Genomic DNA, 25,281 nt, shown 5'->3' on the forward strand with positions numbered 1-25,281 from the left:
GCCATCTCTCCCGAACAAGCCGCGTTCATCGGCATCCGGGAGTATGTGATGAAACCCGTCGTCATGGGGGAGTTTACCAGACTCATCCGGAAAGTCCTGCGGGGCGACAGCCATTCTCCGATCAGTGAGGGATAAGCATTGATCGCCGGAAATAAAATGGCCATTGATTATTTTTGCATATACAGGAAATTTTCGGCGATGTAACGGCCGACGCTGTCCGGCATCAGGTAGCGAACCGACTTTCCGGTGCCGACATTTTCGCGGATCAGGGATGAGGAGATATCTAAAAAAGTTACGTCCCGGAAATAAAGCGTATGTCCGGTAGGCCCCCGATATCCGCCATTTTCCTGATCATGGGTGAAACGGGCGGCAAAATCTTCGGGCAGAATATTGGCCAGCCCCCTGTTTTCATAACCGGGCCTGGTCATCACCACAAAATTGCACAATAGCAGAAGTTTATCCCACTCCCGCCAGGTGGTTATCGCGTCAAATGCATCCTGACCGGTGATGAAATACAATTCCAGATTTTTATCATGTGAATCCAAAAAATACCGGACGGTATCAATGGAATAGGATTTCCCCTGTCTTGAGAATTCCACATCCGAAGCGGAAAAGGAATCATTACCTGCAATGGCCAGCTTGACCATTTGCAGGCGATGTTCAAAAGGCGTGATGACGCGCCGGGTCTTATGCGGCGGCTCTGCCGCTGGGATAAAAATCACGCGGTCCAGATGCAAAAGCTCGATCAGCTCCTGTGCGGCGCGCAGGTGACCGAAATGAACCGGATCAAATGTTCCGCCGAAAAGTCCCCATTTCATCCGCGAACCTGACCGTCGCCGTAAATGATAAATTTCGACGTCGTGAGTTCATTGAGTCCCATCGGTCCGAAAGCATGCAGCTTGGTGGTTGAAATGCCGATTTCCGCGCCCAACCCCAGTTCAAACCCGTCGGAAAAACGGGTGGATGCATTCACCAGCACCGTTGAAGAATTGACTTCATTCAAAAATCGCTGTGAGTTTGTATAATCTTTGGTGATGATGGATTCCGTATGCAGCGATCCGTATTTTTCAATATGCGCGATGGCCGCATCGATTCCCGGCACAACCTTCACGGCCAGTATCAAATCCAGATATTCCGCGTACCAGTCTTCTTCGGTTGCCGCATCGATATTTTTCAGGATTGTTCTTGTTGCCTCGCAGCCCTTGAGCAGAACGCCGGCCTTTTGCAGACTTTCCGCGGCCCTGGGTAAAAACGCCTGCGCAATGTCCGCATGCACCAGCATGGTTTCCAGCGCGTTGCAGACGCCGGGCCGCTGCGCTTTGGCATTGGTGCAGATATTCACCGCCATGTCGATGTCGGCTCCCGCATCGACAAAGATATGGCAGACCCCTTTGTAATGTTTGATAACGGGAATCCTGGACTGGGCCACCACGGCGCGGATCAGTTCTTCGCCGCCCCGCGGGATGATCAAATCAATGTGCTCATCCATCTGCAGCATCGTCGAGACGGCCTCGCGGTCCGTAAACGGAATGACCTGGATGGACTTGTCCGGCAGAGGACTTTCCCGGAGGACATCCTGTAAAACAGAGGCAATGGCCAGATTGGAGTGAATCGCTTCCGAACCGCCGCGTAAAATGACCGCATTGCCCGATTTGAGGCACAGGGCGGAGGCGTCCACGGTAACATTGGGGCGCGACTCGTAGATGATGCCGATCACACCCAGGGGAATCCGCATCCGGCCGACCAAAAGGCCGTTGGGGCGGCGCGACATGGAGGTGACACTGCCTACCGGATCCGGCAGCGCCGCGACTTCTCTGAGCCCCTGCGCCATCGCTTCGATGGTGGCGTCTTTGAGGATCAGCCTGTCAATCATGGCAGCCGACAGTCCCTTTTCCCTGGCGCTCGCCACATCCCGGCTGTTTTCGGACAGGATCAAATCACGATGCCAGATGAGTTCATCAGCCATCCGTAACAGAGCGGCGTTTTTAATGGTGGCGGAAAAATGGGAAAGACGGCGGGATGCCGCCAGTGCATCTTCGGCTATTTTTTTTACACAGTTATGAATATCCATTATTTTTCCCTCTGGTTGCCTGCATTAAAATGGCTTGCAATTTCTGTAATTATTGATAAAAGCCGCATCAACTCTAAATGAAAGAGTGCCGTTTGAAAAAGTCACGCCGATCCTTATTCGGCAAGCATATTTATTTATATTTACAAGACAAAAAGATATGTGTCAAGGCTTAAGGCCTGGGTAAATTTTTATGAGCCGATTGCGCATCAAAGCGGGGAAAAAAGCTTACGAAATCATCAAAGACGGCGGCTTCAACTTTGACGCCGTTTCCGCATATTACGGAGCGGCGGTAGGGCCGCGCTGGCTTGTCGCCAGCGGATTTGATCTGACCCTTCTGACACAGAATCTCCTGGGACGATCCAAAGCCGTCCATCTCATCGGATCGTCCGCCGGCGCCTGGCGTTTTGCCGCATGGCTCCAACCGCAGGCTGTCGCGAGCTATCAGAAATTTCTCAACGCCTATATCACGGTCGGTTATACGCGAAAAGACACCCCGGCAACCATTCTGAAAAAATTCACGCACATCATGGACGCCTATATCGAAGATGACGCTCTGCCCTTTGCCCTGGCCAACAAGCGCTATCGTTTATCGGTCATCACGGCCCGCGCGAGGAATCTCGTCGCCTCCGACAACCTCCTGCTGCAGAAAAGCGCTTTGGCCGCCTGTTATGTGATGAACTTCTTTTCCCGGAACAACCTTTACCATTTTGCCGACCGGGTTGTCTTCTACAACGGCTCCAAACCGCCTCCGTTTTGTTTTCAGCCGCAATTCCAGGGCAGGTATGTGCGGATTAACGAAGTCAATTTCAAATACGCGGTCATGGCTTCCGGCGCGATCCCCCTGGTTGTTGCCGGGGTCAAAAATATTTTCGGCGCGCCCCGGGGCGTTTATCGCGACGGCGGTTTGATCGATTATCACCTGTCGCATCAGTTTGCCGCCAGAGAAAATGAACTGGTGCTTTTTTTCCATCATCAGGAACGCATTATTCCCGGCTGGCTCGATAAAAAAATTAAACGGCGCGTGCCGGATGAAGAAACGCTGAATAACGTCGTGATGGTTTTTCCTTCGAAAAGTTTCATCGATAAACTGCCCGGCGAAAAAGTGCCGGACCGCGACGACTTTCTGACCTACATCGACAACGGTAAAGAGCGGATTGCCAACTGGAATAAAGCGGTGGAACTATCCGCGCCGCTGGGCGAGGATTTTCTGGAACTGGTGGAAAGCGGCCGGATTCGGGATATGGTGGAAAAAATGTAGGGAACCGGTTCAACGGTTCAACGGTTCACGGTTCAGCGGTTTAAAATAATGATCATACAGGAACTTCTGGATATTTACACATCCTGCGTACTTTGTCCGCGCGCCTGCCGGGTTAACCGTACGAAAGGCGAGCTGGGCTATTGCCGTCTGCCTGCCGATATCATCATGGACTGCGCGCTTGCCCACCATGGCGAAGAACCACCTCTTTCCGGGACGGGCGGCGCCGGAACAATTTTTCTTTCATCCTGCAATCTCGGCTGCATTTATTGCCAGAACTATCAAATTTCTCACAGCAGCCGGGGGCGGGATCTGACCGTTTTACAACTGGCCCGCGTTATGCTCGACCTGCAAAAAAAAGGCTGCCATAATGTTGAACCGGTGACGCCAACGCCGCAAACACCGCTGGTGATGGAGGCTCTGTGTCTGGCGCGCATGCAGGGCCTGACCGTGCCGTTTGTTTACAATTGCGGCGGCTATGAAAATCCCGACATCATCCGGATGCAAGACGGCATGGTGGACATTTATCTGCCCGATCTTAAATATGGCCTGGAGGCGGATGCCCTGCTGTTTTCCGACGCACCGGAATATCCGCGATTCGCTTTGGAGTCCATTTATGAAATGGTCCGGCAGGTGGGCGATGATCTTCAGGTGGAAAAAGGCCTTGCGACACACGGCATCATTATCCGCCACCTGGTATTGCCGGGACGGCTCGATAATTCCAGAGAAGCGCTGAAACAGCTGAAAAATAAAATATCCACAAACGTTCCAATCAGCCTCATGTCGCAATACACGCCGATCGATCGCGTAAAATCGCATCCGCAGCTGGGGCGCAGAATCACCGGTAATGAATATCATCAAATTGTGGACTACGCCCTCGATCTGGGTTTTGAAAATCTTTTTATACAGGAGGTCAACGACGATACCCTGACCCCGGATTTCAACCGGGACAATCCTTTTGATTGAAAGCCGAAAGATCATGCACAGTGACTTGCAAACAATATACGACCGGTTTGCCGATACCTATGAAAAAAACCGCAACCTGTTCGATATGACCGGCGTCATTGCAGACTTCTCTCAGAGGCTGCCGGGTCTGCCGGGTCATCTGCTGGATCTGGGATGCGGCGCGGGGGAACCTTTCCCCGCCTACTTTATCGGACAGGGCTGGCAGGTCACAGGTGTGGATTTTTCCGCCAGAATGCTGGAGATGGCTCATCGCTACCAGCCCGCCATGAAGACCATCTTAAATGATATTACGGAAGTGGAATTTCCCGATGAACAGTTCGATGCGGTCACAGCCATTTATTGCCTTTTTCATATTGAACACCGGAAGCATGAGGAAATATTTCAAAAAATATACCGCTGGCTGAAACCGGGCGGCAAATCACTCTTTACTTATGCGACAAAGGAATACACCGGCGCCGGGATTTTTAACGGCTATAAGGAATTTATGGGCGAACAATTATTTTACAGTCACACTACGCCCGACAACTTGTATGCTGATTTAAAATCCGTCGGCTTTACAATCGAATCCGCCCTGTACCGCCGGATCGGCGGCGAAACCTTTCTGTGGGTAACCATCGCCAAACCATAATCATTCCATTTTCAATCAAGATGATATCGCGGCGGCTAGGAGGAGGCGACGAGACGTATTGTAGACGCGTGACCTTCAGGTTATACGTTGAGGAAGCCGACAACGACGCCAACAAAGATAGCGCTTGATCGGCAGCGCTTCCCTTATGCCACCTCGCGTCACCTTCAGGTGATCAGGTGGATAGGGGCGCGTGGAATAAATAGAATATACATTGTCGAGACGTATTCGGCTGATGGCAAATACGTCCTTTAAAATGGAATCAGGGCATTTTGAAGATACTGGTGCCTTGCGGCGGCTGAAATTGAAATAATTTTGGGGAAAGCCCCGTGTTCATTTTGATACCGGAGAATTTCAGGACAGTGGAATTACCCATCACATCGTCAAAACTGACCCGAAGAATATGAAAATCATTTTTGGCTATCGTCATTTGCAGATATTGATAGGAGGCGCCCTTCTCACGCGGATATAACAGCAGCAGATAGTTGCCGTTCTTATCCACTGCATCGGGAGCAGCGTACTTAATCACAAAGTCATCCCGGAGCTTTCCCAAGCCGGACAAAAATTTAATTAAGGCCTCGGATTTGAAAATCTTATCAGACTCCTGAGTATAAACGGCTTTATCCTGCGGCAGATAAAGCCATGATTTTTGCGAATTGATGATGAGCTTTTTCGTTTTCGGCTTTTTATAATCCCAGAACATTTGTTTAGGATTTTTAAAATAAACAATTCCCTCTTCCACATTGGTTTTCCGGATGGATTTTACAGTGGTTTCCTGAATAAAATTTGCCTGAAAATCCCGGGTCTGTTCGTAAATTTGCTGCAGCCGGTTCACCGTGTCGTCTATAGGCGGCAGTTCGGCGGCGCCGGCATTAGAGGGTAAAGCAATCAGCAAAAGGGCTGCAAAAAAAACCGCTGCGTATTTTGCCATTATAAATAAGCAATTTTTTTCAAGAATTGTTTTCATCATTTTTTTATTTTTTAATACTCAATAATTTGGCCATAAATGGCACATTTTTTTAATAGCGTTTATATCTTTATTCCGACTGGCCTATAAGTGGCGATGATCTAAGGGCATATTAATAACATATTGATATCATTGCAATATTTTCTTGCTCAAACCTTAAGCAATCCGGTCTAAAAGCCTGAGCATTGCGGACTTACCCGATTTATCAACATGGTTATCAACAAGCTTTTCCACAGGATTGTGGAATACAAATTCAAGTGCCTGTATCCAAGGGAGAAACAACTGAAACGGCCTTGAACTTTGTACTCTGCCCTTAAGCAATCTGCACACGCCAGCCGAACGGATCCTCTTTGATTCCATATTGAATCTGCAGGATTTCATTATATAACTTTTCGGCCAGTGCGCCGGTTTTCCCTTCGTTAATCAGATATTCCTTCTTGCGGAAATAAATCTGTCCAACCGGAGAAATGATGGCGGCTGTTCCCGAAGCAAAAGCTTCCCTAAGCGTTCCCTTTTCCAGTGCATCAATAACCTCATCCATAGCCAGCCGTCTTTCATTCACCTTCACACCCAGATGCGTCGCCAGTTTAATAACGGAATCGCGCGTCACACCCGGCAAAATGGTTCCCCCGAGCGGCGGCGTGATCAGTTCATCGCCGATCACAAAAAAGATGTTGCTGGTGCCCACTTCCTCCACATACTTATTTTCCCGCGCATCCAGCCACAGCACCTGCGTGTAGCCCATTTCGCTCGCTATGCGGCTGGCGTAAAGACTCTGCGCGTAATTGCCCGCCGATTTAATAAATCCCGTGCCTCCCGGCGCCGCCCGCACATATTCCTCGGACACATAAATCTTCGTCGGCCCAAAACCATGCGCGTAATAGGCGCCCACCGGTCCGGCAATGATAAAGAAAAGATACTCCCGGGACGGATGCACGCCCAGGGCGGCTTCCGTGGCAATCATTGTCGGCCGGATATAGAGGGATGCCCCCGATTCTCTGGGAATCCAGTCCTTTTCCAGTGACACAAATTGTTTCAGGGCATCAAAAAAAACCGTTTCATCCATGGGCGCCATGCATAATCTTTCGGCAGACGTCTTCATCCGACGGATGTTCTCCAGGGGGCGAAAAAGATAAATTTCGTCATTTTTTCCCCGGTAGGCTTTTAACCCCTCAAAGATTTCCTGGCCGTAATGAAGACACATGGAGGTCGGATCAAGCTGCAGAAGCTGATAGGGTTCAATCACGGGATTATACCAGCCGTCACCTTCTTTATATTTCATGGTAAACATGTGATCGGTAAAATGCTGGCCGAAACCCAGTTTGGTTTCATCAGGTTTGGGCTTCAGGTATTTGGGCAACGCTTTGATAATTTTAATTTTCATAAGTCCCTCTTTATAAAAAATGATATGCGCTTAATGGCCTGTCCATACCACTAAACGATGCTTCGATCAAGGCTTCGATACTGAATCGCTTCGGCAACGTGCGATGGTTCGATTTTCTCCCTGCCTTCCAGATCGGCAATTGTCCGGGATACTTTCAGAATACGGTTCATGGCGCGGGCGGAAAGGCCCAGTTTTTCTATGGCCATTTCCATCAGCTGATGCGACTCTTCATCAATGGCGCAAAAAGACCGGATTTGTTTTTCAGACATGCGGGCGTTGGTGACGATGCCCGAATCGCCGAAACGATTTTTTTGCAGTCGGCGTGCGTTGTCCACACGCTCTCTGACCATAGCTGACGACTCCCCTTCTTCTTTTCCCGTCAGAGCCCGGTATTTAACCGACGGCACCTCGATATGCAAATCTATCCGATCCAGAAGCGGACCGGATATCTTGGTCTGATACTGGCGGATCTGCTGGGGCGAACAACGGCAACTGTGGACACGATCCCCGAAATAACCGCAGGGACAGGGATTCATGGCGGCGACCAGCATAAACCTGGCCGGAAAGCCGGCCGTCACAGACGAGCGGGTGATCGTGATCGTTCCTTCTTCGAGCGGCTGACGAAGCGCTTCCAGCGCATTTCTTTTGAATTCAGGCAGTTCATCCAGAAAAAGCACCCCCAGATGCGCCAGACTGATTTCTCCGGGATGAGGCATCTGACCTCTGTCATTTATTGAAATAAGTAAGAATAGGTAATACGTAATTATTAGGTTATTTATAAATTATTATTGAAATAAATAACAGAATATTATATAAATAAGAAAGAATGGATTATAAATTATGCGAAATAGCTGCAACTCCGTTAAAATTATCAAACAGACTCGAAAAATAGGCCCAACACGTCGAAGCGTTTCAGGCATTTACGTATTCCGCGGTGAAACATCTATTCCCTTCGAATCAACTCTTGAACGCGACTTTATTATCCGCAAAGAATTTTCGCTTTCCGTTCTTGATATCATTCCTCAACCAGTAAACATACCATACAAAATAAAAAACGGCAGAAACTCGGCATACACTCCCGATTTCCTAGTATATTACCGACTCGAAGACAGTGACTACGAAAACTACCCGAAACCTTTGTTAATTGAAGTAAAACCCGAAAAAGAGTGGCGAAAACACTGGCGTGAATGGCTCCCGAAGTGGAAGGCTGCATTTTCATATGCACAAGAACAAGGGTGGGCATTTCATATACATGACGAATCCCGCATCAGGGATCAGGCCTTTGAGAACATCAAGTTTTTAGAACGTTATAAACGTATGCAATTCCCCATAGAAGAAAGCCGATGGGTAATTGAAAATGTTAAGGAGATGGGAATGGCGCCGTTTCATTACATCATTTCGCGTCATTTCATGGGTATTTACAAAGCTGAAGGCATTGCTCATATTTGGCATCTATTGGCAACACGCCAGCTCACCTGCGACATATCAAGACCTCTCAACGATTTTACAGAACTTTGGAGTCCCGATTATGAATGAAGATGATAATGATGAATTGTCTATCGAGGCATTAGAACCGGTACGGCGTGTCATGGACTTGCAAGTCGGCAGTTTGGTAGATTCCAACAACACCATATACAGGATTTCCCAGATATTGGACTTTAATTCGGTCATTGGAATTGAAGTCGAAACCGGAAGGAGCGCCCCTCTCAGAATCGGCGATCTGCGTCCTGTCATTGATGCTGACGACACACACGACATGGCCAACATGGATCTGGACGAGATAACGGATAAGGACTGGGAGATAGCGGAATCGAAGTTTGCCATTATCAAACCCTTGCTTAATTTGACGATGTTCGGCAAATCCGAAATCGAACAGCGGGCTAAAGAGGCAAAAGTCGATCCATCGAGTATTTACAGATGGGTCAGGCAATACAAGGCCTATGGCTGCGTGTCTGCACTTATTTCCAGAAAGCGAGGCTGGACGTACGGCAAATCCAGACTCCCGGTGCATGCTGAAAAAGTTATCGATGAAGTCATCGAAAGTTTTTATCTTACGCCTCAACGCCCTACGGCACAAAAAGCTGTTATGGAAGTATTGCGCAGATGCCACCAGCGAGGCATCGAGGCGCCGGGTGCAATAGCCATAAGATTGCGGCTCCGCAGAATACCGGAAAAGATACGACTGAGAAATCGCGGTTATAAAGAAAAAGCCAGAAACAAATATTCCCCGGCTGCGGGCAGGTTCCCGAATGCCGACTTTCCGCTTGCTGCGGTTCAAATCGACCACACGCCGGTTGATATTATTCTCGTAGACGACTTGTACAGGAAACCTATCGGACGACCATGGATTACACTCGCCATGGACGTATACAGCCGCGTGGTTACGGGATATTATTTGTCTTTTGATCCTCCCTCGGAAACTTCCGTTGCCATGTGCGTGGCTCATTCTATCCTTACCAAGGAAGAATGGATGATATTGCATAAAGTGGATGCTGAATGGCCTGTCTGGGGGGTACCCGGAACTATTCACGCCGACAATGCGGGGGAGTTCCGTTCAAACAACTTCCGTCGTTCTTGCCAGGCATACAGTATCCACCTGGAATTCAGGCCGGTACGGCGGCCTCGATACGGTGCTCATATTGAAAGGTTGCTGGGTACTCTGCTTCACGAAATTCACGACCTGCCCGGAACCACTTTCTCATCGATCAAAGAAAGAGAGGGATACGACGCGGAAAAAAACGCAGCAATGACGAAATCGGAATTTGAATCATGGCTTGTTACTTTGATTGCCAAACATTACCATCATAAAAAACATTCAGGTATCGGCATGAGACCTCTTCGACAATGGGAAATAGGAATCTTCGGCAATGCCGAAGTACAAGGCATCGGGCTCCCATCCAAAACGGCCGACAGACACACTGTGCTTTTGGATTTTCTCCCGTCTTTCAGACGCACCGTGCAGACCTTCGGCGTAACCATTGACGACATGACTTATTATTCAGAAGCCTTGCGTCCATGGATAAACATGGAAGACCAGGAAACAGGCAAGAAACGGTTTCTCAGATTCAGGCGGGATCCGCGAGATATCAGCAGCGTCTTCTTCTTCGACCCGGATCTCAAACAGTATTATAAAATCCCCTTCGCCGACCAGTCTCTGCCTGCCATGAGCATATGGGAATACCGGCAGGCAAGACAGAAATTGAAACTGGAAGGCATGGACAGTGCAAACGACCATCAGATACTGGAGGCTATTACAGAGCTTCGCAGCCGTGTGGATGAGTCCATGGAAAGGAGCAAGAAAGCCCGGAGACAGGCGCAACGGCGCAAGGAACACGAAAAGAAGATATCGCCTGCTGCGCCTCTTGCAGGTCAACCGCAAATGCCGACCGCACCTTCATCCATCCCCATGTCCGACATGGTGGACGAGGATCTTGAACCTATCGGAGTTATCTCATGAATACATACGAACATATATATCCGGATTTCCGGCACATAATGGGTCTGCCCGATCAGGAACGTATCAGGTTCATGGATCAGCCGCGCTGGATTACATACACGGTCGCACAACAAGTCATGGATACCCTGCAGGAACTCCTGCGTAAACCTGAACGCCCGCGTATGCCCAACCTTTTGATCGTCGGCGATCCAAACAACGGAAAAACCACCATTGTCCGTCGCTTCCGCGACCTGTGCGGAAAAGGTTACGTCAATGAAGACTCCGAACCGGTTAAGCCGGTCATTCTGGCGGAAGCCCCTCCAAGCGCCGACGAAAAAGGTCTCTATATTTCCATACTAGAACGATTTTTTGCACCTTACAGGCCGACTGACCCGGCATCGAAAATGCGTTACCAGGTTATCCATCTTTTCCGTTCCTGCCATGTCCGAATGCTCATTATCGACGAATTCCATTCACTGCTGACCGGCTCGCCGATCAAGCAGCGTGAGGTAATGAACGCGATAAAGCTCCTGTGTAACGAGTTGGCAATCCCCATCGTAGGTGTAGGAACACGGGAGGCGGTCCGCGTCCTTCACACCGATCCCCAGCACGCAAGCCGGTTCGACGTGATAAGCCTCCCCTTGTGGGAAGCAAACAAAGAATTTCAGCGTCTGATGACCGGTTTTATAAATATTTTACCCTTAAAAAAGCCGTCGCAAATCAATCGGCCTGAACTTGCCATGCTCCTGCACACCATTTCCGACGGCAACATCGGTAACGTGCATCGGTTGCTCATCGAATGCGCAACGGAGGCCATCAAGTCCGGAAAGGAAGAGATCGATAAGACCATCATTGAGGGCAAGTCATGGCTACGTCCTACTCGTGGCATCCGGGAACTGATCGGGTAACTGAACCCGGCATTATTCCCATTCCCTTGCTGCCGGACGAGATAATGTCGTCTTGGCTTACAAGAGCTGCTCTCTTCCAGGGATGCGATCCTTTAGTGCTTACCGGAGTACTTTGGCCGAAATGGAGGGCATGGACAAGAGACATCGACAGAGGTCTTGACCATGAACGACTTATCGAACTCTCAAGCGTTTCCGGAATAGATCCGAAAATACTTCGTGCCGCATGTCTCCGCTCCATCCTCTCAGCCGTGATTTCCGGATCCCCCGATGATCTGGCCACCTGGCCATGGATACTTGCTCTGGGTACCCGTAACCGGAAACGTCTCGGCGGTCTCCAGTACTGCCCGATATGCCTTGCTGAAGACGCGAAACCTTATTTTCGCATACAATGGCGTTTGGCATGGCATACTTGCTGCGATTTTCATCCGACCCGACTCTTGGACAAATGCAACCGGTGCGGCGCACCGATAACACCACACTGCCTGTCGGCAACTGACAGTGATATTGTAATCTGCGCGGCATGCAAATGCGACCTACGAAATACAACAGCATCGAGCCTCTCAAAAGATGCGCTTCAGTTTCAACGGGCAGCCGACCGTACAGTCAAATATCGTCAGGGACAATACGGCACAATGAATCTTTCTTCCGTAGAATGGTTCACTCTTTCCCGTCATTTTATGATGATTTTGCGTAAAGCATCATCCGGCAAATCGGAAAAACTTCTTGCCATGCTGAATATGCTTGGCGTAGGTATAGAAACATTGAAACCGACTCTTACAGGCTTGGCATTTGAGATGCTTCCTGTAAGCGAGCGGTCCATGCTCCTTGAAAGCGTATGGCAGATAATCCAGGCGGAAGCAGATCGTTATCTGGATGCAGTTTCATGCTCCTTTCTAGCGAAATCATCATTGGGCAACGGACGTCATCCTGTACCTTCATGTATTGAAAGAATATGCCATGCTGGCCTCAACCCGGGCGTTCACCACAGAAGGAAGAAGAGAGTTGTCATCCGAAAAAACCGTTCAAAACAGGCAGTACTTCGCATGTGGGCGCGTCTGCAACGGAAAACACAAGTATCGACAAAATGAACAATATGGTTGTACTCACAAACTGCGACGAATGCGGCCGCAAAATGAAAAAGGCCCAACGCGTTTATAAGAAACTCCGCTACTGTGCCACATGCTACGCCCGCGTCTTCAAGCGAAGGTTATGTCCCAAATGTAGAAATTACGCACGATTGCCTAAAAACGACCCAAAGGCCGTCTGTAAAAAATGTGAAAACGACAAGCCATGCATACGTTGCGGAAAAACAGAATACAAGACGGGGAAAATCACACCCTATGGACCAGCTTGCAACAGTTGTGCTCCGCATTTTAATGAACTCACACCCTGCCCTTCCTGCGGCAAGTTGGTCAATCGTCTGACACGAGTTAAAAGAATAAACATCGAAATCCCTGTTTGCCTCAAGTGTGCAAGCCAGGATTACGGAACATGTCCGGCATGCCGACGCTACCGGCTGCTTCATGAAACACCGGACGGAAAACACATTTGCAAAAAATGTTTAGAAGAAGGCGAAATACCCTGCCCTTCCTGTGAAAACCCTATGCCTGCCGGAAGGGGAAACATATGTAACGAGTGTTATTGGCAGAATACTCTTAGAAAACGCATTAAAATGGACATGGCAGGGTTTGCTGTTCCTGTAATGGCAAAAGCCTTTAATGAATTCGGCGAATGGCTCCTAAAAGAGGTAGGAAGCCAGAAAGCTGCTCTTACTATTCATCGTTACTTGCCATTTTTCATGGAAATCGAAAAACGGTGGAAAAGCATTCCTGCATATTCCGACTTGCTTGCTGTGTTCGGTGCAGAAGGTTTGCGTCGTGTCAAATTACCCATGCGCTGGTTCAAGGAGGCTTACTGTATCCTGCCAGATGCCGTTGCAAAAGGGGAAGATTCCGACAAACGACGTATCGATGCGATTATGGCTTCCATCCCGGGAAATACTCTGGCAGCATGCGCACTGGGTAATTATAGGAGCATTTTGATCAATAGAATAAAATCAAAAAAGACAAAGCTTCGTTCTGTCAGACTTGCTCTAAGACCTGCTGCTTCCTTACTGATTGCAACAGATGATACTGGGGCAAAACTCCCGACCCAAAAGGCCTTTGACCAGTACCTTCGGAAATCACCAGGGCAGAAAGCTGCTGTGACCGGCTTTATCAACCATTTAAATAGATCATACGGCCTCAGCCTTGTAATAAAAATCGAGAAAAAGCAGGTCGCCAAAATGCAACAGAAAAGACTTGAGAAAGAATTGATCGAATTGTTGCGTGAGGTGAACGACAGCGATGAGTTTCGACGCAAATGGCTTTCAGTCGCATTAACATATTTTCATCAATTGCCAAGGAATGCGGGGGCTAAGCTTAAAGATGACCATATATCTATTCAGGAAAATGGGGGCTTTGTCGTTGTTTGGAAAGATCAACAATATTTTATTCCTCATTGGGATAAACCATAATATTTGAAAGATGACGCGATTGATCAATTTTAGTAAAGATCAAACTATCCCCCAAGAAAAAGCTGGAAAGTAAGGTACTAAATGAATATACAATAGAATAGCATATAGGGGAAGAAATGCTGATCGATGATTTGAGGGAATTAAATATCCATTTAGGACCTGATAAAATTCGGGACGCAGTCGTTTTCAGGATTAATGAGCGACTGGAAGAATTTGCGGCGGCACATCTTCGCCCAACGATAAAAGAGGCGTTGCCATCGTTGTTGCCCTATCGAAACATGGTTATACATTTTAACGACTCTCTGGAGTGGTATTTATCCACGGATATTAATAATAGTTTAACACTAGCAAACTGCTTTTTTAGGACTGACACTCTCCTAGACTTACGATTTGGTGATCAGCCACATTTGGCTGTTTTTGTTAATGTTGAAAGGATAACTCGCAATTTTACTGGTGGCAACATCTTTTACCCGAATCAAAAACAGCTTGAATATGACAATAGTGGTAGGAGATCAGAAAACACACTGCTATCTGAAAAAAGCGATAATGAAGTTATGAACCATATAATGCACAGCTATGCTTATCTCCATGCCTTTTTAAACATTTTATCCTGCAAAAATATTATGACCGAGTTGGAAACGCCGAATAAAAAAATTCAACAGAAACGCGCTACCAAAGGCAAACTGCCTTTGGTTTCCTTTTACACTTTAAAAATTATAAATGTTGGTCACGGCAAAGACTCCACTGACAGCAAGAAGGATCTTTGGTCCAACCGAATTCATTTTTGCCGGGGCCACATGCGGGAATATAGCGTGAAAGCGCCTTTATTCGGCCGCCTTATTGGCCGCTTCTGGATTCCGCCACATGTCCGCGGTGATAAAAATAAAGGCATTATTAATAAAGATTACGAGGTCGATTCAAGAGGCTAGAGATTATCCCATAGCCCATAATGTGAAGATTGCATAGTTGTTAATAGCCGAAGATAAAGAAGCACTATAAGACATCCGTACCAAGAAAACCACATTATGCTATATCTTTACTCTCCTCAGTCTGAGGGCGTTTCCGACCACGGAAACTGAGGAAAGGCTCATAGCCGCCGCAGCAATGATCGGGCTGAGAAGAATGCCAAAGTTGGGATAAAGTATACCCGCCGCGATAGGTACGCCGATGGCATTGTAAATAAAGGCAAAGAACAGGTTTTGCTTGATATTGGCTATTGTGGCGCTGCTCAAACGTCTTGCGCGGACGATGCCGGTGAGGTCTCCCTTCACCAGGGTAACGCCGGCACTTTCCATGGCGACATCAGTGCCCGTTCCCATTGCTATACCCACTTGTGCCTGAGCCAAAGCGGGTGCATCATTGATCCCGTCACCGGCCATGGCGACAACACGCCCGCTTTGTTGAAACTTTTTAATCGCCATTGCCTTTTGATCCGGCAGAACCTCGGCGACCACTTCGTCCAGATTAAGCTTTTTTGCAACGGCCTGGGCCGTTATCTTATTATCACCGGTCAACATCACAATCCGGATGCCTTCGGCGTGCAGTTGTTTGATTGCCTCAGGTGTGGTCTCTTTGATCGGATCGGCAACCGAGAGCATTCCGGCAATCTTTCCTGCAATCCCCACAAACATGACTGTCTGCCCTTCGGACCACATACCTTGGGCCTGCTGAGCCAGGGAGCCGGCATCAATCTTAAACTCTTCCAACAATGCGCTGTTGCCGAGTAAGATGGGCTGGCCATCAATTTCGCCGGAAACACCCTTGCCGGTATGGGAGACAAAATTATTCGTATTGGTCAGGTTGATCCCTTGATGGATAGCCCCGTCGACAATGGCTGCCGCCAATGGGTGTTCGCTGCTCTTCTCAAGCGAAGCCGCCAGCAACAACACTCTGTCTTTATCCATACCCGGAACCACGACAACCTGCATGAGTTTCGGCTTGCCCTCGGTCAACGTTCCGGTTTTGTCAACTACAAGCGTCGTCACTTTCCTCAAAGTCTCAATCGCCTCGGCATTCTTAAACAAGACCCCCATCGTTGCTCCTTTCCCGGTTGCGACCATAATCGACATCGGCGTTGCCAGACCCAATGCACAGGGACAGGCAATGATCAGCACGGAGACAGCGGTAATCAGTGCAAAGGCTAATCGGGGCTCGGGACCGAAAAAGTACCAGATGACAAAAGCAATCAGTGCGACAGCGATCACAACCGGCACAAAATATCCGGCCACAACATCGGCCAGTTTCTGAATCGGCGCGCGGCTTCGCTGGGCCTCGGACACCATCCGGATGATTTGTGACAGAACGGTTTCGGCGCCAACTTTGCGGGCTTCCATAATCAATGAGCCGGTGCCGTTGACCGCAGCACCGATGAGCTTGTCCCCAGCTCGTTTCTCAATCGGTATCGGTTCGCCGGATATCATCGATTCATCGACACTGCTTAATCCTTCCAGAACGACGCCGTCCACGGGAATCTTTTCTCCCGGCCGGACGCGCAAACGATCGCCCTTCATGACATGCGTCAAGGGGATATCGCTTTCATTCCCCTCAGTGTCTATTTTTCGGGCGGTCTTGGGCGCCAGACCTAACAGTTTCTTTATGGCCGTCCCGGTCCGGCTTCTGGCCCGCAATTCCAGCACCTGCCCCAGCAATATTAAAACAACAATGACACTCGCGGCCTCAAAATAGACCCCAACGGTACCTTTTGCCGTCTGCATCGTCGTAGGAAAAAGATAGGGAAACAACACGCCGATCAAGCTGTAAAGGTAGGCTACCGAAACCCCAAGGCCGATCAGGGTAAACATGTTAAGACTTCTGTTGATTACAGACTGGACACCCCGGACGAAGAAAGGCCATCCCGCCCAGAGGACAACCGGCGTTGCAAGCAGGAATTCCATCCAGAGATAGGTTTTGGCGGCAGCCAGCGTATCGAGAAGCCTGCCGCCCGGAATCATATCACGCATGGCGATGATCAGCAGAGGGACTGTCAGGATGGCACCTGCAATGAAACGCTTGCGCATGTCCTCATATTCAGGGTTGCTCTCTGTCTCGGTTAGCGAGGCGGTTTTCGGTTCCAATGCCATGCCGCATTTCGGACAGTTTCCCGGATTATCGCGGATGATTTCCGGATGCATTGGACAGGTATATTCTACCTTTCCCGTTACCGGCATAGACGTTTTGGGTTCCAGGGACATGCCACACTTCGGGCAATGGCCCGGCTTGTCCCGAATAATCTCGGGGTGCATGGGGCAGGTCCACTCAGCTTTAGTTCTAACCTCTACCTGCTCTTTTTTACCGTCAGCTCCTGCCGCCACAAGGTACGATTCAGAGTCGCTGTCGAGTGATTCTTTGCAGTGATCAGAACAGAAATGATACGTTTTCTCTTTATAAGATGACGTTGCAACAGTGTCCTCTTCTTCGATGGTCATTTTACATACGGGATCGGTGATCTTCATCTTTCCCTCGCTGACTCGACTACATATCTCAAAACATCGCCACGCCTATTGCGCGCAAAAAGCCGGTACACACCCTACGGACCAGTGAGTAAGTTGCGGGTGGAAGCGAACACGAGGTTAACGTATATGTCGCGCTTGTACCCATAACATCATTCAGGCTTGCTCTTCGGCTTAGTGCCAACTGGGGTGGACAGAAACTTTTGCCGACAGTGGTCACTGCAAAAGTAGAACTTCTTACCATCACGTTCGGCGCTAATAGCGGTTGCTTCCTCCACAGTCATCCCGCAGACGGGGTCTTTGGTCACAGATTTTGATTTTTCCATGATCGCATCCTTTTCTCGATTGAGAGGCATCGGGATTTTTAGCCTTTCCTTTTTCACTTCATGACTACGCTTGCGGTTATTTTTTTTCGCCGCTTTTCGCTGCTGTCTCTTTCTGAAAATCAGCAAAGTAGTCGGTTACTTTTTTATAGTTGTTATCCGCCGTGGCTTTAAAATCTTCCCGGCCTTTCTTGTAGGCATTTATCCAGTCATGGATTGCCTTTTTCCCTTCTTCCGGGAAATATATTGCTTTCTCCAAAAAACGGGAAACTAGCCTTTCGGTTTGATCCTGTAGCACAGTCATAGCATTAAAAGTGTTATCGAAGGCAGTTTTATTAAACTCTATCCACTGTTTGGCAATTTGTTTCTGATCCATAATACCTCCTTTTATCAATTATCGTGAATCGTTAATCTTTTTCCAAAGATCTTGACCGCCAGATCATGTATATCGCCGGGTAAATAATTAATTCCAGAATGGTGGATGTTATTACGCCGCCCACCATCGGTGCGGCAATACGCTTCATGATATCCGCACCCGTTCCGTGGCTGAACATGATGGGGATAAGTCCCGCCAGGATAACACTCACCGTCATAATCTTCGGACGAATACGCTTGACGGCGCCGAACATGATGGCATCCTTCAAATCACTTTTCGTTTTCAGCAGGCCTTCTTTCTTCCACTTTTCGTAGGCCAGATCAAGATACAAGAGCATGACCACCCCTGTCTCCGCATCGAGACCGGCCAGCGCGATGATGCCGACCCAGACGGCAATGCTCATGTTGTAGTTGAGAATGTAGAGTAACCAGAACGATCCGACTAGAGAAAAAGGCACGGCGAGAAGGACAATCATTGTTTTGACCGTTGATCTCGTGTTCAGGTAAATAAGAACAAAGATGAGAAAAAGGGTCAGAGGAATGACCATCTTCAACCGCTCATGAGTCTTCTCCAGATTTTCATATTCCCCGCTCCAGGTGAGTCTGTAGCCTTCGGGGATTTTCAACGTCGATACTTTTTTCTTGGCCTCCTCTACATAGCCGCCCATATCACGCCCGGTGATATCAACGAAGACATAAGCGGTAAGAAGTCCTTCTTCGCTTTTGATGGCCGTGGGACCCTTCACAATCTTGAAATCAGCCACTTCACCCAGAGGAATCTGCGTAATCCTCGGCGGTGCCGCCATACCTCCCGGACCAGCCTGTACCGGCGTAGCGCCACCGGAAATCATTACCGGCACAAGAATTCGCTTCATCTGCTCCACGTCGTTGCGCAAATTACGGGGATAGCGGATATTGACGGGATAGCGCGCCCGTCCCTCCACCGTTATCGTCAGGTTCATGCCCCCGATGGCTGTCTGGACGATCTCGCCCACATCATCCACCGTAAGGCCATACCGTGCGGCTTCATCGCGCTTGATTTCGATATCGAGGAAGTAACCCGTTGTTACCCGTTCGGCATAGACGCTCCTGGTTCCGGGAACATCTTTTAAATGATGCTCCAGGGCCAGACCGATCTTTTCGATTTCTTCAAGATTCGGCCCCAGGATTTTGATCCCGACGGGAGTCCGGACGCCGGTAGCCAGCATGTCAATGCGCGCCTTAATAGGCATCGTAAAGGAATTTGCCACACCGGGGATGGTTAGGGCATCATTCATCTCGTCTTTCAATTTTTCCGTGGTCATGCCGGGACGCCACTGGTCCTCCGGCTTCAGATTAATAACGGTTTCAAACATCTCCAGGGGCGCTGGGTCCGTGGCCGTCTCCGCACGCCCGGCCTTGCCGAATACCTGGGCGACCTCCGGGATTTTTTTCAGAATGCTGTCCTGAAGTTGGAGGAGTGTCCCGACTTCGGAAACGGACGCGCCGGGTACTGTCACGGGCATATAGAACAATGTTCCCTCGTAAAGAGGTGGCATAAATTCGGAGCCCAGTTTCATGAAAGGGTATACGGTGACAGCCATGATTACTATGGCAATAATAATAACCGTCTTTCTGAAACGGAGAGCTACATGGGCAACGGGCTCATAGACCTTATGCAGGACTCGGCTGATGGGATTTCTCTCCTCAGAACGGATCTTGCCCCGGATGAACAGAGTCATCAGAACCGGTGTCAGGGTAACGGCCAGGAAAGATGAAAAGAGCATGGCAAATGTCTTCGTATAGGCAAGGGGTTTGAAGAGCCGCCCGGCCTGAGCCTCTAGGGTGAAGACGGGGAGGAACCCCACCGTAATAACGAGGAGCGAAAAGAAAAGAGAGGGACCCACTTCCTTGGCTGCTTCAATAATAACGTCAACCCGGTTCCCTGGTTCTCCCTGCTGTTCCCACTCTTCAAGCTTCTTGTGGGCATTTTCCACCATGATGATGGCGGCGTCCACCATGGCGCCGATGGCGATAGCGATGCCTGAAAGGCTCATGACATTAGACGTTACACCCAGATAATACATGCTGATAAAGGCCATGAGAATGGCGATAGGCAGTGTAAGAATGACCACAAGGGCACTGGGCAAATGGAAAAGAAAGACCAGGCAGACCACACTCACTGCTATGATCAGTTTGATAATCTCCTCTTTGAGCGTGGACATGGATCGCATAATGAGATCCGAACGATCGTAAGTTGTGACGATTTTTACGCCTTTGGGAAGACTGGGTGTAATATCTTTGTCGATTTTTTCCTTAACCCGCTCGATAACATTCAAGACATTTTCACCGGAACGGACAATCACAATGCCACCGGCTACTTCACCCCGGCCGTCCAATTCCGCAAGCCCTCTGCGGATTTCCGGCCCCAGTTGAATACGGGCCACATCCTTTAAATAGATTGGTGTTCCGCCTGCACTCGCGCCCACGGCGATATTTTCCAAATCTTGAAGGCCTTTCACATATCCCCGTCCGCGGATCATATATTCGACGCCGGACAGTTCCAAAACGCGCCCTTCCACGTCACGGTTGCTCTTTTTGACGGCCTCCATGACCTTTGTTATAGGAATGTTATACGCGTTCAGGCGGTTGGGATCGATGGTGATCTGGTACTGTTTTACAAAGCCGCCGATGCTGGCCACCTGGGAAACGCCGGGCACACTTTCAAGACCGAGTTTGAGAAGATAGTCCTGGATGCTCCGAAGTTCGGAGAGGTCATGTCCCCCCGTTTCATCAACGACGGCATAAGAAAAGCCCCATCCCAAACTGGTGGCATCGGGACCGAGAACCGGGTTGACATCGGCGGGTATTTTATTTTTTACCGCTTGCAGGTATTCCAGAATACGGCTTCTGGCCCAATAGATATCCGTTCCCTCTTTAAAAATGACGTAGATGAAGGAACTGCCTAAAAATGAATAGCCGCGCACGGCCTGGACTTTCGGCGCGGCCAGCAATGTGGAGGTGATCGGATAGGTAATCTGATCTTCCACCAGATCAGGGCTGCGCCCCGTCCATTCCGTATAAATGATTACTTGCGTATCACTCAGATCCGGAAGAGCATCAAGAGGCGTGTGCTTCAAGGCCCAGAGTCCCCAGATAATGGCCAGGGCCATCATCAGAAAGACTGCAAATTTATTCCGGCCGCTAAATTCGATTATTTTGGCGATCATAGAAAGACCTTATTATTTTATTTAGGGTTAGACAGTGGTTTGATCCCTTTAAGTTGTGCTTCGGAATCGATCAGGAAATTAGCCGAAGAGGCCACCTTTTCTCCCGCCTTCAGGCCACGCAGGACTTCAACAGCACCATCAGCCCTGAGCCCCGTCCGGATCTCGCGGGGTTCAAAAAAACCATTTCCCCGGTCCACATAGACCACTTGGCCCTTACCCGTATCCATAACAGCCGAATCAGGGATCATAAGCTTTCTTCCCATATCGATACGGATTTCCACATTGGTAAACATTTGCGGTTTCAAAGCACCTCCCGGATTGGAAAGGGTTAAACGCACTTTAGCAGTTCGTGTTTCCGCGGAAAAGACGGGATAAATAAAATCGATTCGCGATGCCCATTCCTGACCCGGAAAATAGCTGAGGGTAATCTTCACGGGCTGCCCCACGCGCACGGCTGACAGCTCATATTCATAGATATCGGCAACGATCCAGATGCGTGACAGATCGGCCACGTCGAAGAGTTTTTCTCCCGGCATAACCTTCATCCCCTGAATTGCCATTTTCTGGGTGATATAACCGCTGGCCGGGCTATAAAGGGTAAGGGTACGGACAGGCTGTCCCGTCTCCTCGATCTTTTTGATCTGCTTCTCCGAGATGTCCCAGAGACGGAGCCGTTGCCTTGCCGCTTCCAGGGTGACTGTGGCATCCTTTTCCAGCATCTGCTTCATGACGGAAACCGGCTCTGGTGTATCTGCTTTAGCGTCATGATTATGACCGGCCTGCTTTGTTGGGGTTGCTTGCTTTCCCGCCCATTTTTTTGTATTGATGAATTCCTGTTGTGTGGCCAGGAGTTCCGGACTGAAGATTTCCGCCAGGGGCTCACCTTTCTTTACATAACGTCCTGTGTAATCCACGTAAAGTTTCTCAATCCAACCTTCTATTTTTGTATTAACAGTGGCCTGTTTTCTTTCGTCAATTTCAATTCGCCCCACGGTCCGAATGGTTTTCTGAATGGGTTTGACGGTTACCGCAACGGTCTTGACACCGATACGCTGTTGCAGTTCCGGTGCAATCTCAACCTGAGGTGCTTCCTGCACTGCTTGCGCCGGTTGCTGTACCTGAGAAGGAGCTTTCGGCTGAGGCGCAGCGGCTTTGGGCTTGGCGACGGCAGGTGCCGCCGGTGGTGGCGCAGAGTGTCCTGCATGCCCCTGAGCATGAAGTGTCACAGGAATCACAGATAAGATGGCGATAAGCATTATTGCAATAAATCTCATTTCTTTTCACCTCCTGACTTCGAATCCAGGCCTGCTGTAACAGCATGGAGACGGGCAATGGCCTTTTGTCTTTCTGTAAACTGCGTCCAGTATTGTGTCTCGTATTCCAGCAGAGTCTTCAGCCTGGAAAGGACAACGATAGCTTCCGTCCTTCCGGTGGCATATCCTGAAAGAGCCAAATCCACATCCTGGGTATTTTTGGGAATCAGACCGTTTTTGTATAGCTCCATCAGGGTATCGGCCGATCTGATCATAGACATATTGTCCCTGATTGCCGCCGTGATCATAAGTTTTGCCGCTTCCAACTCCTGCTTCGCCTGCACATGGCCTGCCTTTGCTTCGGAAAGAGCCGGCTTCTGTTTCGTAAAGAAATAGATTGGAATGTTAATGGTCGATGTCAGGCTCCACATGTCCATGAAATCGCCCGTCCGCTTGTAATAGTTGGCATTGACGCTGAAGTCCGGAAAGAATTCTTTTTTGGCCATCCTGACCTTGGTTTCCGCTGCTTCAATCATCTTGCCCCGGGATTTAATCTCGGGTGAATGGCTGAGCGCCATTTGGACAGCTTCTTCAGCTTTGAAAAAAAATGGTTCATAGGATGGATTACCGGGCCGTCCCAGTGTCGCACCCCCATCTCTGCCGATCGCTGCTTTAAGCATAGCTTCGAGGGACTCGATCTTCTGTCTGAACATTGCCTCTTTTTCCAGAAGCATGTATTTTTCGGTCTGAGCCATCAGCACTTCCTGCTGCATGCCTTTCCCCGCACTGTAACGGACGATGGCCAACTCTTCGACGCGAGCGAAGAGAACCTGCCGCTCTCTCAGGAGGTCGATATTTTTGTAGGCCAGAAACAGATCCAGGTAAAGCTCCCGGACACGAGAGACCGTCCGGAGTTTCAGGAGTTCCAGCATGGCTTCCTGGCTTTCGGCATCCCTCAGGGCCATTTCCCCTTTCAAGGCGCGCTTGCCGGGGAAAAGGAATTGCTGCGTTGCCCCGAACATCCACTGCGCGCCTTGTTCCTCGCCATAGGTATAACGGTTGAAGCCCTCGTTCTGGTAACCGAACATGAGCATGGGATCGGGCAGACTCTTTGCCTGAGGAATGCGCTGCTTTGCTCCGTCGATTCTGGATCCGAAAGCCTGGATTTCCGGATTGTTTTTCAGAGCCTCGTTAACAAGATCATCCAGCTTCAGATCCTGGGCAAAGGCGGACCCGGCAAGCAAAAGCAAGCCGAGTAACGCCATACCAAGCTTTGATAGACTATTTAACATCCACATTGAGTTTCACCGATTGCGTCTTTCCGCCCCTCGTGATTTTGACTGCTACCGACCAGGGACCCGACATGGAGAAATTCAGAGTCGCCACGTAACGATTGCCCTTCAAAGTGGCATCCGTTTTATAGTTCATTGCCGGCATACCGGGCATGGCGGGCATGCCATAATCAATTACTACTGCTGCATCCGTGACATCCTTCCCCGCTCCATCTTTAATCACAACTGCAACATTATTATTACCCGTTACCGGCGGATTCTTATCAATCCCTACCTGAACGGTGTAATCACCGGCCTTCTTCGTCATCTCATAATCTTTGGCATAGGCTGTAATACTGACGGCCAACAGCACCATTACAGCCAAAAATAAAGTAGCTCGCTTCATGGTTTTCATTCCTCCTGATTTCTTGATTTATTCTTAAGTCAACACAGATTAGTAAATTGTTTCCCGACGACTAAAAATTTATTCTAATGCATGTTTTCCGTAAGTCAAGTTTATAAATGTCATTTAACCTTTAAATTCATACTTGAAGGTTGTTTGCCCCTTTCCTTCCTGTCCTTCTACTTTTATGACAATCTGATAGGTGCCCTTTTCCGATGGGGTGAAAGATTCGCCGTAATGATCTCCGCACCACGGCGCCTTGCCTGTTTTTTCCTTGCCTGACGGGGTAATAATCGTAATGGTAACATCGGCGTCCTTAACAGTTTCCTTGGATGCCAGAGACTTAATCATCACCATGATCGCCTGACTTTGTTTGGCGTCGTAGGTGTCCGGCACGGGATTACCCTTCATGCCCTGCATATGGACATGCATGCCCATATCCATGACGTCCAGAGAAACTCTCAGTCCCTGAATATCAGCCACCTGAACAGGCCTGTCCGCCATAGACATTTGATGGGACATGCCTTGATGTTCCATCTTGGCGGCAGGGGCCGCGCCATGATTGTGGTTGTGTTGCGCCTCAGCCATACCGTAACTTAAAATAACGGATGCCGCCAAGACAACAATTCCTTGCATAATTTTCGTTGATTTTAACATCGATCTTCTCCTTCAAAATAAATTTTTAAGTATCCTCAACTGCCTTCTAGGCAGACTTGTCGGCAATAGATATCTAGTGCGACATACCGTGATGTTTCGTGTTTGCGGCTGGTGCCGCGCCATGATCATGGTCGCGTTGCGTCTCTCCCATGGCGCAACCTAAAACAACAAAAGTCGCCAAGATAATAACTCCTAGCAATATTTTACGTAAATT

At 49.1% G+C, this 25,281-nt stretch carries 22 protein-coding genes; 9 read left to right on the top strand and 13 right to left on the bottom strand.

The features are described from left to right. Positions 1–167 precede the first annotated feature (167 nt). Together CVU71_18000 and CVU71_18005 are read right to left on the bottom strand one after the other, a co-directional pair. Positions 168–818: a nicotinate-nicotinamide nucleotide adenylyltransferase gene (locus CVU71_18000; GenBank protein ID PKN16972.1), complete on the bottom strand. Its 651-nt coding sequence runs from the start codon at positions 816–818 to the stop codon at positions 168–170. Then, entirely contained in the window at positions 815–2,071 is a 1,257-nt protein-coding gene (locus CVU71_18005; GenBank protein PKN16973.1) for a glutamate-5-semialdehyde dehydrogenase, read from the bottom strand. Before CVU71_18005 ends, CVU71_18000 begins: the two co-directional genes overlap by 4 nt. Positions 2,072–2,261: 190 nt before the next feature. Here CVU71_18005 and CVU71_18010 point away from each other — a divergent pair, with 190 nt between their 5' ends. The 3 genes from CVU71_18010 to CVU71_18020 are packed head-to-tail and all read left to right on the top strand — an operon-like array spanning position 2,262 to position 4,920. After that, a complete protein-coding gene (locus tag CVU71_18010) occupies positions 2,262–3,329 on the top strand; it encodes a hypothetical protein (GenBank protein PKN16974.1) in 1,068 nt (355 codons plus the stop codon). 48 nt (positions 3,330–3,377) lie between these two features. Beyond that, the gene (locus CVU71_18015; GenBank protein PKN16975.1) at positions 3,378–4,292 is read left to right on the top strand and encodes a radical SAM protein; all 915 of its coding nucleotides are present in this window, start codon (positions 3,378–3,380) and stop codon (positions 4,290–4,292) included. A gap of 13 nt (positions 4,293–4,305) precedes the next feature. Next, a complete protein-coding gene (locus tag CVU71_18020; GenBank protein ID PKN16999.1) occupies positions 4,306–4,920 on the top strand; it encodes a class I SAM-dependent methyltransferase in 615 nt (204 codons plus the stop codon). Positions 4,921–5,179: 259 nt separating this feature from the next. On the opposite strand, the gene CVU71_18025 is transcribed toward CVU71_18020, so the two are convergent. From CVU71_18025 to CVU71_18035, 3 genes are all read right to left on the bottom strand, one after another. After that, positions 5,180–5,887 carry a hypothetical protein gene (locus tag CVU71_18025; GenBank protein PKN16976.1) on the bottom strand — a complete coding sequence of 236 codons (708 nt, stop codon included), beginning with the start codon at positions 5,885–5,887 and terminating at the stop codon, positions 5,180–5,182. A 310-nt stretch (positions 5,888–6,197) separates the two neighbouring features. Beyond that, the gene (locus CVU71_18030) at positions 6,198–7,268 is read right to left on the bottom strand and encodes a branched chain amino acid aminotransferase (GenBank protein ID PKN16977.1); all 1,071 of its coding nucleotides are present in this window, start codon (positions 7,266–7,268) and stop codon (positions 6,198–6,200) included. A 50-nt stretch (positions 7,269–7,318) separates the two neighbouring features. Then, positions 7,319–7,984, bottom strand: coding sequence for a hypothetical protein (locus CVU71_18035; protein PKN16978.1), 666 nt, complete (start codon positions 7,982–7,984; stop codon positions 7,319–7,321). Between the two features lie 124 nt (positions 7,985–8,108). Between CVU71_18035 and CVU71_18040 the strand changes: the two genes are divergently transcribed. The 6 genes from CVU71_18040 to CVU71_18065 all read left to right on the top strand — a co-directional run bounded on the left by CVU71_18040 (position 8,109) and on the right by CVU71_18065 (position 15,056). Next, positions 8,109–8,804: a heteromeric transposase endonuclease subunit TnsA gene (locus CVU71_18040; protein ID PKN16979.1), complete on the top strand. Its 696-nt coding sequence runs from the start codon at positions 8,109–8,111 to the stop codon at positions 8,802–8,804. Beyond that, positions 8,797–10,725, top strand: a complete 1,929-nt coding sequence (locus tag CVU71_18045; GenBank protein ID PKN16980.1) for a transposase — start codon at positions 8,797–8,799, stop codon at positions 10,723–10,725. Before CVU71_18040 ends, CVU71_18045 begins: the two co-directional genes overlap by 8 nt. Further along, positions 10,722–11,612 (top strand): transposase, encoded by an 891-nt coding sequence (locus tag CVU71_18050; GenBank protein ID PKN16981.1) that lies wholly within the window; start codon positions 10,722–10,724, stop codon positions 11,610–11,612. The genes CVU71_18045 and CVU71_18050 overlap by 4 nt, the downstream gene beginning before the upstream one ends. Then, entirely contained in the window at positions 11,570–12,700 is a 1,131-nt protein-coding gene (locus CVU71_18055; GenBank protein PKN17000.1) for a hypothetical protein, read from the top strand. Before CVU71_18050 ends, CVU71_18055 begins: the two co-directional genes overlap by 43 nt. Before the next feature lie 515 nt (positions 12,701–13,215). Continuing rightward, the gene (locus CVU71_18060; GenBank protein ID PKN16982.1) at positions 13,216–14,127 is read left to right on the top strand and encodes a hypothetical protein; all 912 of its coding nucleotides are present in this window, start codon (positions 13,216–13,218) and stop codon (positions 14,125–14,127) included. A gap of 554 nt (positions 14,128–14,681) precedes the next feature. Then, a complete protein-coding gene (locus tag CVU71_18065) occupies positions 14,682–15,056 on the top strand; it encodes a hypothetical protein (GenBank protein PKN16983.1) in 375 nt (124 codons plus the stop codon). 99 nt (positions 15,057–15,155) lie between these two features. On the opposite strand, the gene CVU71_18070 is transcribed toward CVU71_18065, so the two are convergent. The 8 genes from CVU71_18070 to CVU71_18105 all read right to left on the bottom strand — a co-directional run bounded on the left by CVU71_18070 (position 15,156) and on the right by CVU71_18105 (position 25,067). After that, the gene (locus tag CVU71_18070; GenBank protein ID PKN16984.1) at positions 15,156–17,579 is read right to left on the bottom strand and encodes a copper-translocating P-type ATPase; all 2,424 of its coding nucleotides are present in this window, start codon (positions 17,577–17,579) and stop codon (positions 15,156–15,158) included. A 149-nt stretch (positions 17,580–17,728) separates the two neighbouring features. Further along, on the bottom strand, positions 17,729–17,932 hold the full coding sequence (locus CVU71_18075) for a YHS domain-containing protein (protein PKN16985.1): 204 nt from the start codon (positions 17,930–17,932) through the stop codon (positions 17,729–17,731). A gap of 46 nt (positions 17,933–17,978) precedes the next feature. Next, complete coding sequence (locus tag CVU71_18080) at positions 17,979–18,275, bottom strand: hypothetical protein (GenBank protein ID PKN16986.1); 297 nt, start codon at positions 18,273–18,275, stop codon at positions 17,979–17,981. 31 nt (positions 18,276–18,306) lie between these two features. Then, the gene (locus CVU71_18085; GenBank protein PKN16987.1) at positions 18,307–21,483 is read right to left on the bottom strand and encodes a CusA/CzcA family heavy metal efflux RND transporter; all 3,177 of its coding nucleotides are present in this window, start codon (positions 21,481–21,483) and stop codon (positions 18,307–18,309) included. Positions 21,484–21,500: 17 nt separating this feature from the next. After that, positions 21,501–22,757: an efflux RND transporter periplasmic adaptor subunit gene (locus tag CVU71_18090; protein ID PKN16988.1), complete on the bottom strand. Its 1,257-nt coding sequence runs from the start codon at positions 22,755–22,757 to the stop codon at positions 21,501–21,503. Continuing rightward, positions 22,754–24,034 (bottom strand): hypothetical protein, encoded by a 1,281-nt coding sequence (locus CVU71_18095; GenBank protein PKN16989.1) that lies wholly within the window; start codon positions 24,032–24,034, stop codon positions 22,754–22,756. The genes CVU71_18090 and CVU71_18095 overlap by 4 nt, the downstream gene beginning before the upstream one ends. Next, positions 24,018–24,422, bottom strand: a complete 405-nt coding sequence (locus tag CVU71_18100; protein PKN16990.1) for a hypothetical protein — start codon at positions 24,420–24,422, stop codon at positions 24,018–24,020. Before CVU71_18100 ends, CVU71_18095 begins: the two co-directional genes overlap by 17 nt. A 114-nt stretch (positions 24,423–24,536) precedes the next feature. After that, complete coding sequence (locus CVU71_18105) at positions 24,537–25,067, bottom strand: hypothetical protein (protein PKN16991.1); 531 nt, start codon at positions 25,065–25,067, stop codon at positions 24,537–24,539. Between the last annotated feature and the right edge of the window lie 214 nt (positions 25,068–25,281).

It is taken from the genome of Deltaproteobacteria bacterium HGW-Deltaproteobacteria-6 (assembly GCA_002840435.1).
In the GTDB taxonomy this organism is placed as follows: domain Bacteria; phylum Desulfobacterota; class Syntrophia; order Syntrophales; family Smithellaceae; genus UBA8904.

What these genes read in the sequence shown, in the direction of transcription:
- CVU71_18000 (PKN16972.1), bottom strand. Translation starts at nt 818, where the DNA reads ATGAAATGGGGACTTTTCGGCGGAACATTTGATCCGGTTCATTTCGGT.
- CVU71_18005 (PKN16973.1), bottom strand. Translation starts at nt 2,071, where the DNA reads ATGGATATTCATAACTGTGTAAAAAAAATAGCCGAAGATGCACTGGCG.
- CVU71_18010 (PKN16974.1), top strand. Translation starts at nt 2,262, where the DNA reads ATGAGCCGATTGCGCATCAAAGCGGGGAAAAAAGCTTACGAAATCATC.
- CVU71_18015 (PKN16975.1), top strand. Translation starts at nt 3,378, where the DNA reads ATGATCATACAGGAACTTCTGGATATTTACACATCCTGCGTACTTTGT.
- CVU71_18020 (PKN16999.1), top strand. Translation starts at nt 4,306, where the DNA reads ATGCACAGTGACTTGCAAACAATATACGACCGGTTTGCCGATACCTAT.
- CVU71_18025 (PKN16976.1), bottom strand. Translation starts at nt 5,887, where the DNA reads ATGATGAAAACAATTCTTGAAAAAAATTGCTTATTTATAATGGCAAAA.
- CVU71_18030 (PKN16977.1), bottom strand. Translation starts at nt 7,268, where the DNA reads ATGAAAATTAAAATTATCAAAGCGTTGCCCAAATACCTGAAGCCCAAA.
- CVU71_18035 (PKN16978.1), bottom strand. Translation starts at nt 7,984, where the DNA reads ATGCCTCATCCCGGAGAAATCAGTCTGGCGCATCTGGGGGTGCTTTTT.
- CVU71_18040 (PKN16979.1), top strand. Translation starts at nt 8,109, where the DNA reads ATGCGAAATAGCTGCAACTCCGTTAAAATTATCAAACAGACTCGAAAA.
- CVU71_18045 (PKN16980.1), top strand. Translation starts at nt 8,797, where the DNA reads ATGAATGAAGATGATAATGATGAATTGTCTATCGAGGCATTAGAACCG.
- CVU71_18050 (PKN16981.1), top strand. Translation starts at nt 10,722, where the DNA reads ATGAATACATACGAACATATATATCCGGATTTCCGGCACATAATGGGT.
- CVU71_18055 (PKN17000.1), top strand. Translation starts at nt 11,570, where the DNA reads ATGGCTACGTCCTACTCGTGGCATCCGGGAACTGATCGGGTAACTGAA.
- CVU71_18060 (PKN16982.1), top strand. Translation starts at nt 13,216, where the DNA reads ATGCCTGCCGGAAGGGGAAACATATGTAACGAGTGTTATTGGCAGAAT.
- CVU71_18065 (PKN16983.1), top strand. Translation starts at nt 14,682, where the DNA reads ATGAACCATATAATGCACAGCTATGCTTATCTCCATGCCTTTTTAAAC.
- CVU71_18070 (PKN16984.1), bottom strand. Translation starts at nt 17,579, where the DNA reads ATGAAGATCACCGATCCCGTATGTAAAATGACCATCGAAGAAGAGGAC.
- CVU71_18075 (PKN16985.1), bottom strand. Translation starts at nt 17,932, where the DNA reads ATGCCTCTCAATCGAGAAAAGGATGCGATCATGGAAAAATCAAAATCT.
- CVU71_18080 (PKN16986.1), bottom strand. Translation starts at nt 18,275, where the DNA reads ATGGATCAGAAACAAATTGCCAAACAGTGGATAGAGTTTAATAAAACT.
- CVU71_18085 (PKN16987.1), bottom strand. Translation starts at nt 21,483, where the DNA reads ATGATCGCCAAAATAATCGAATTTAGCGGCCGGAATAAATTTGCAGTC.
- CVU71_18090 (PKN16988.1), bottom strand. Translation starts at nt 22,757, where the DNA reads ATGAGATTTATTGCAATAATGCTTATCGCCATCTTATCTGTGATTCCT.
- CVU71_18095 (PKN16989.1), bottom strand. Translation starts at nt 24,034, where the DNA reads ATGTGGATGTTAAATAGTCTATCAAAGCTTGGTATGGCGTTACTCGGC.
- CVU71_18100 (PKN16990.1), bottom strand. Translation starts at nt 24,422, where the DNA reads ATGAAAACCATGAAGCGAGCTACTTTATTTTTGGCTGTAATGGTGCTG.
- CVU71_18105 (PKN16991.1), bottom strand. Translation starts at nt 25,067, where the DNA reads ATGTTAAAATCAACGAAAATTATGCAAGGAATTGTTGTCTTGGCGGCA.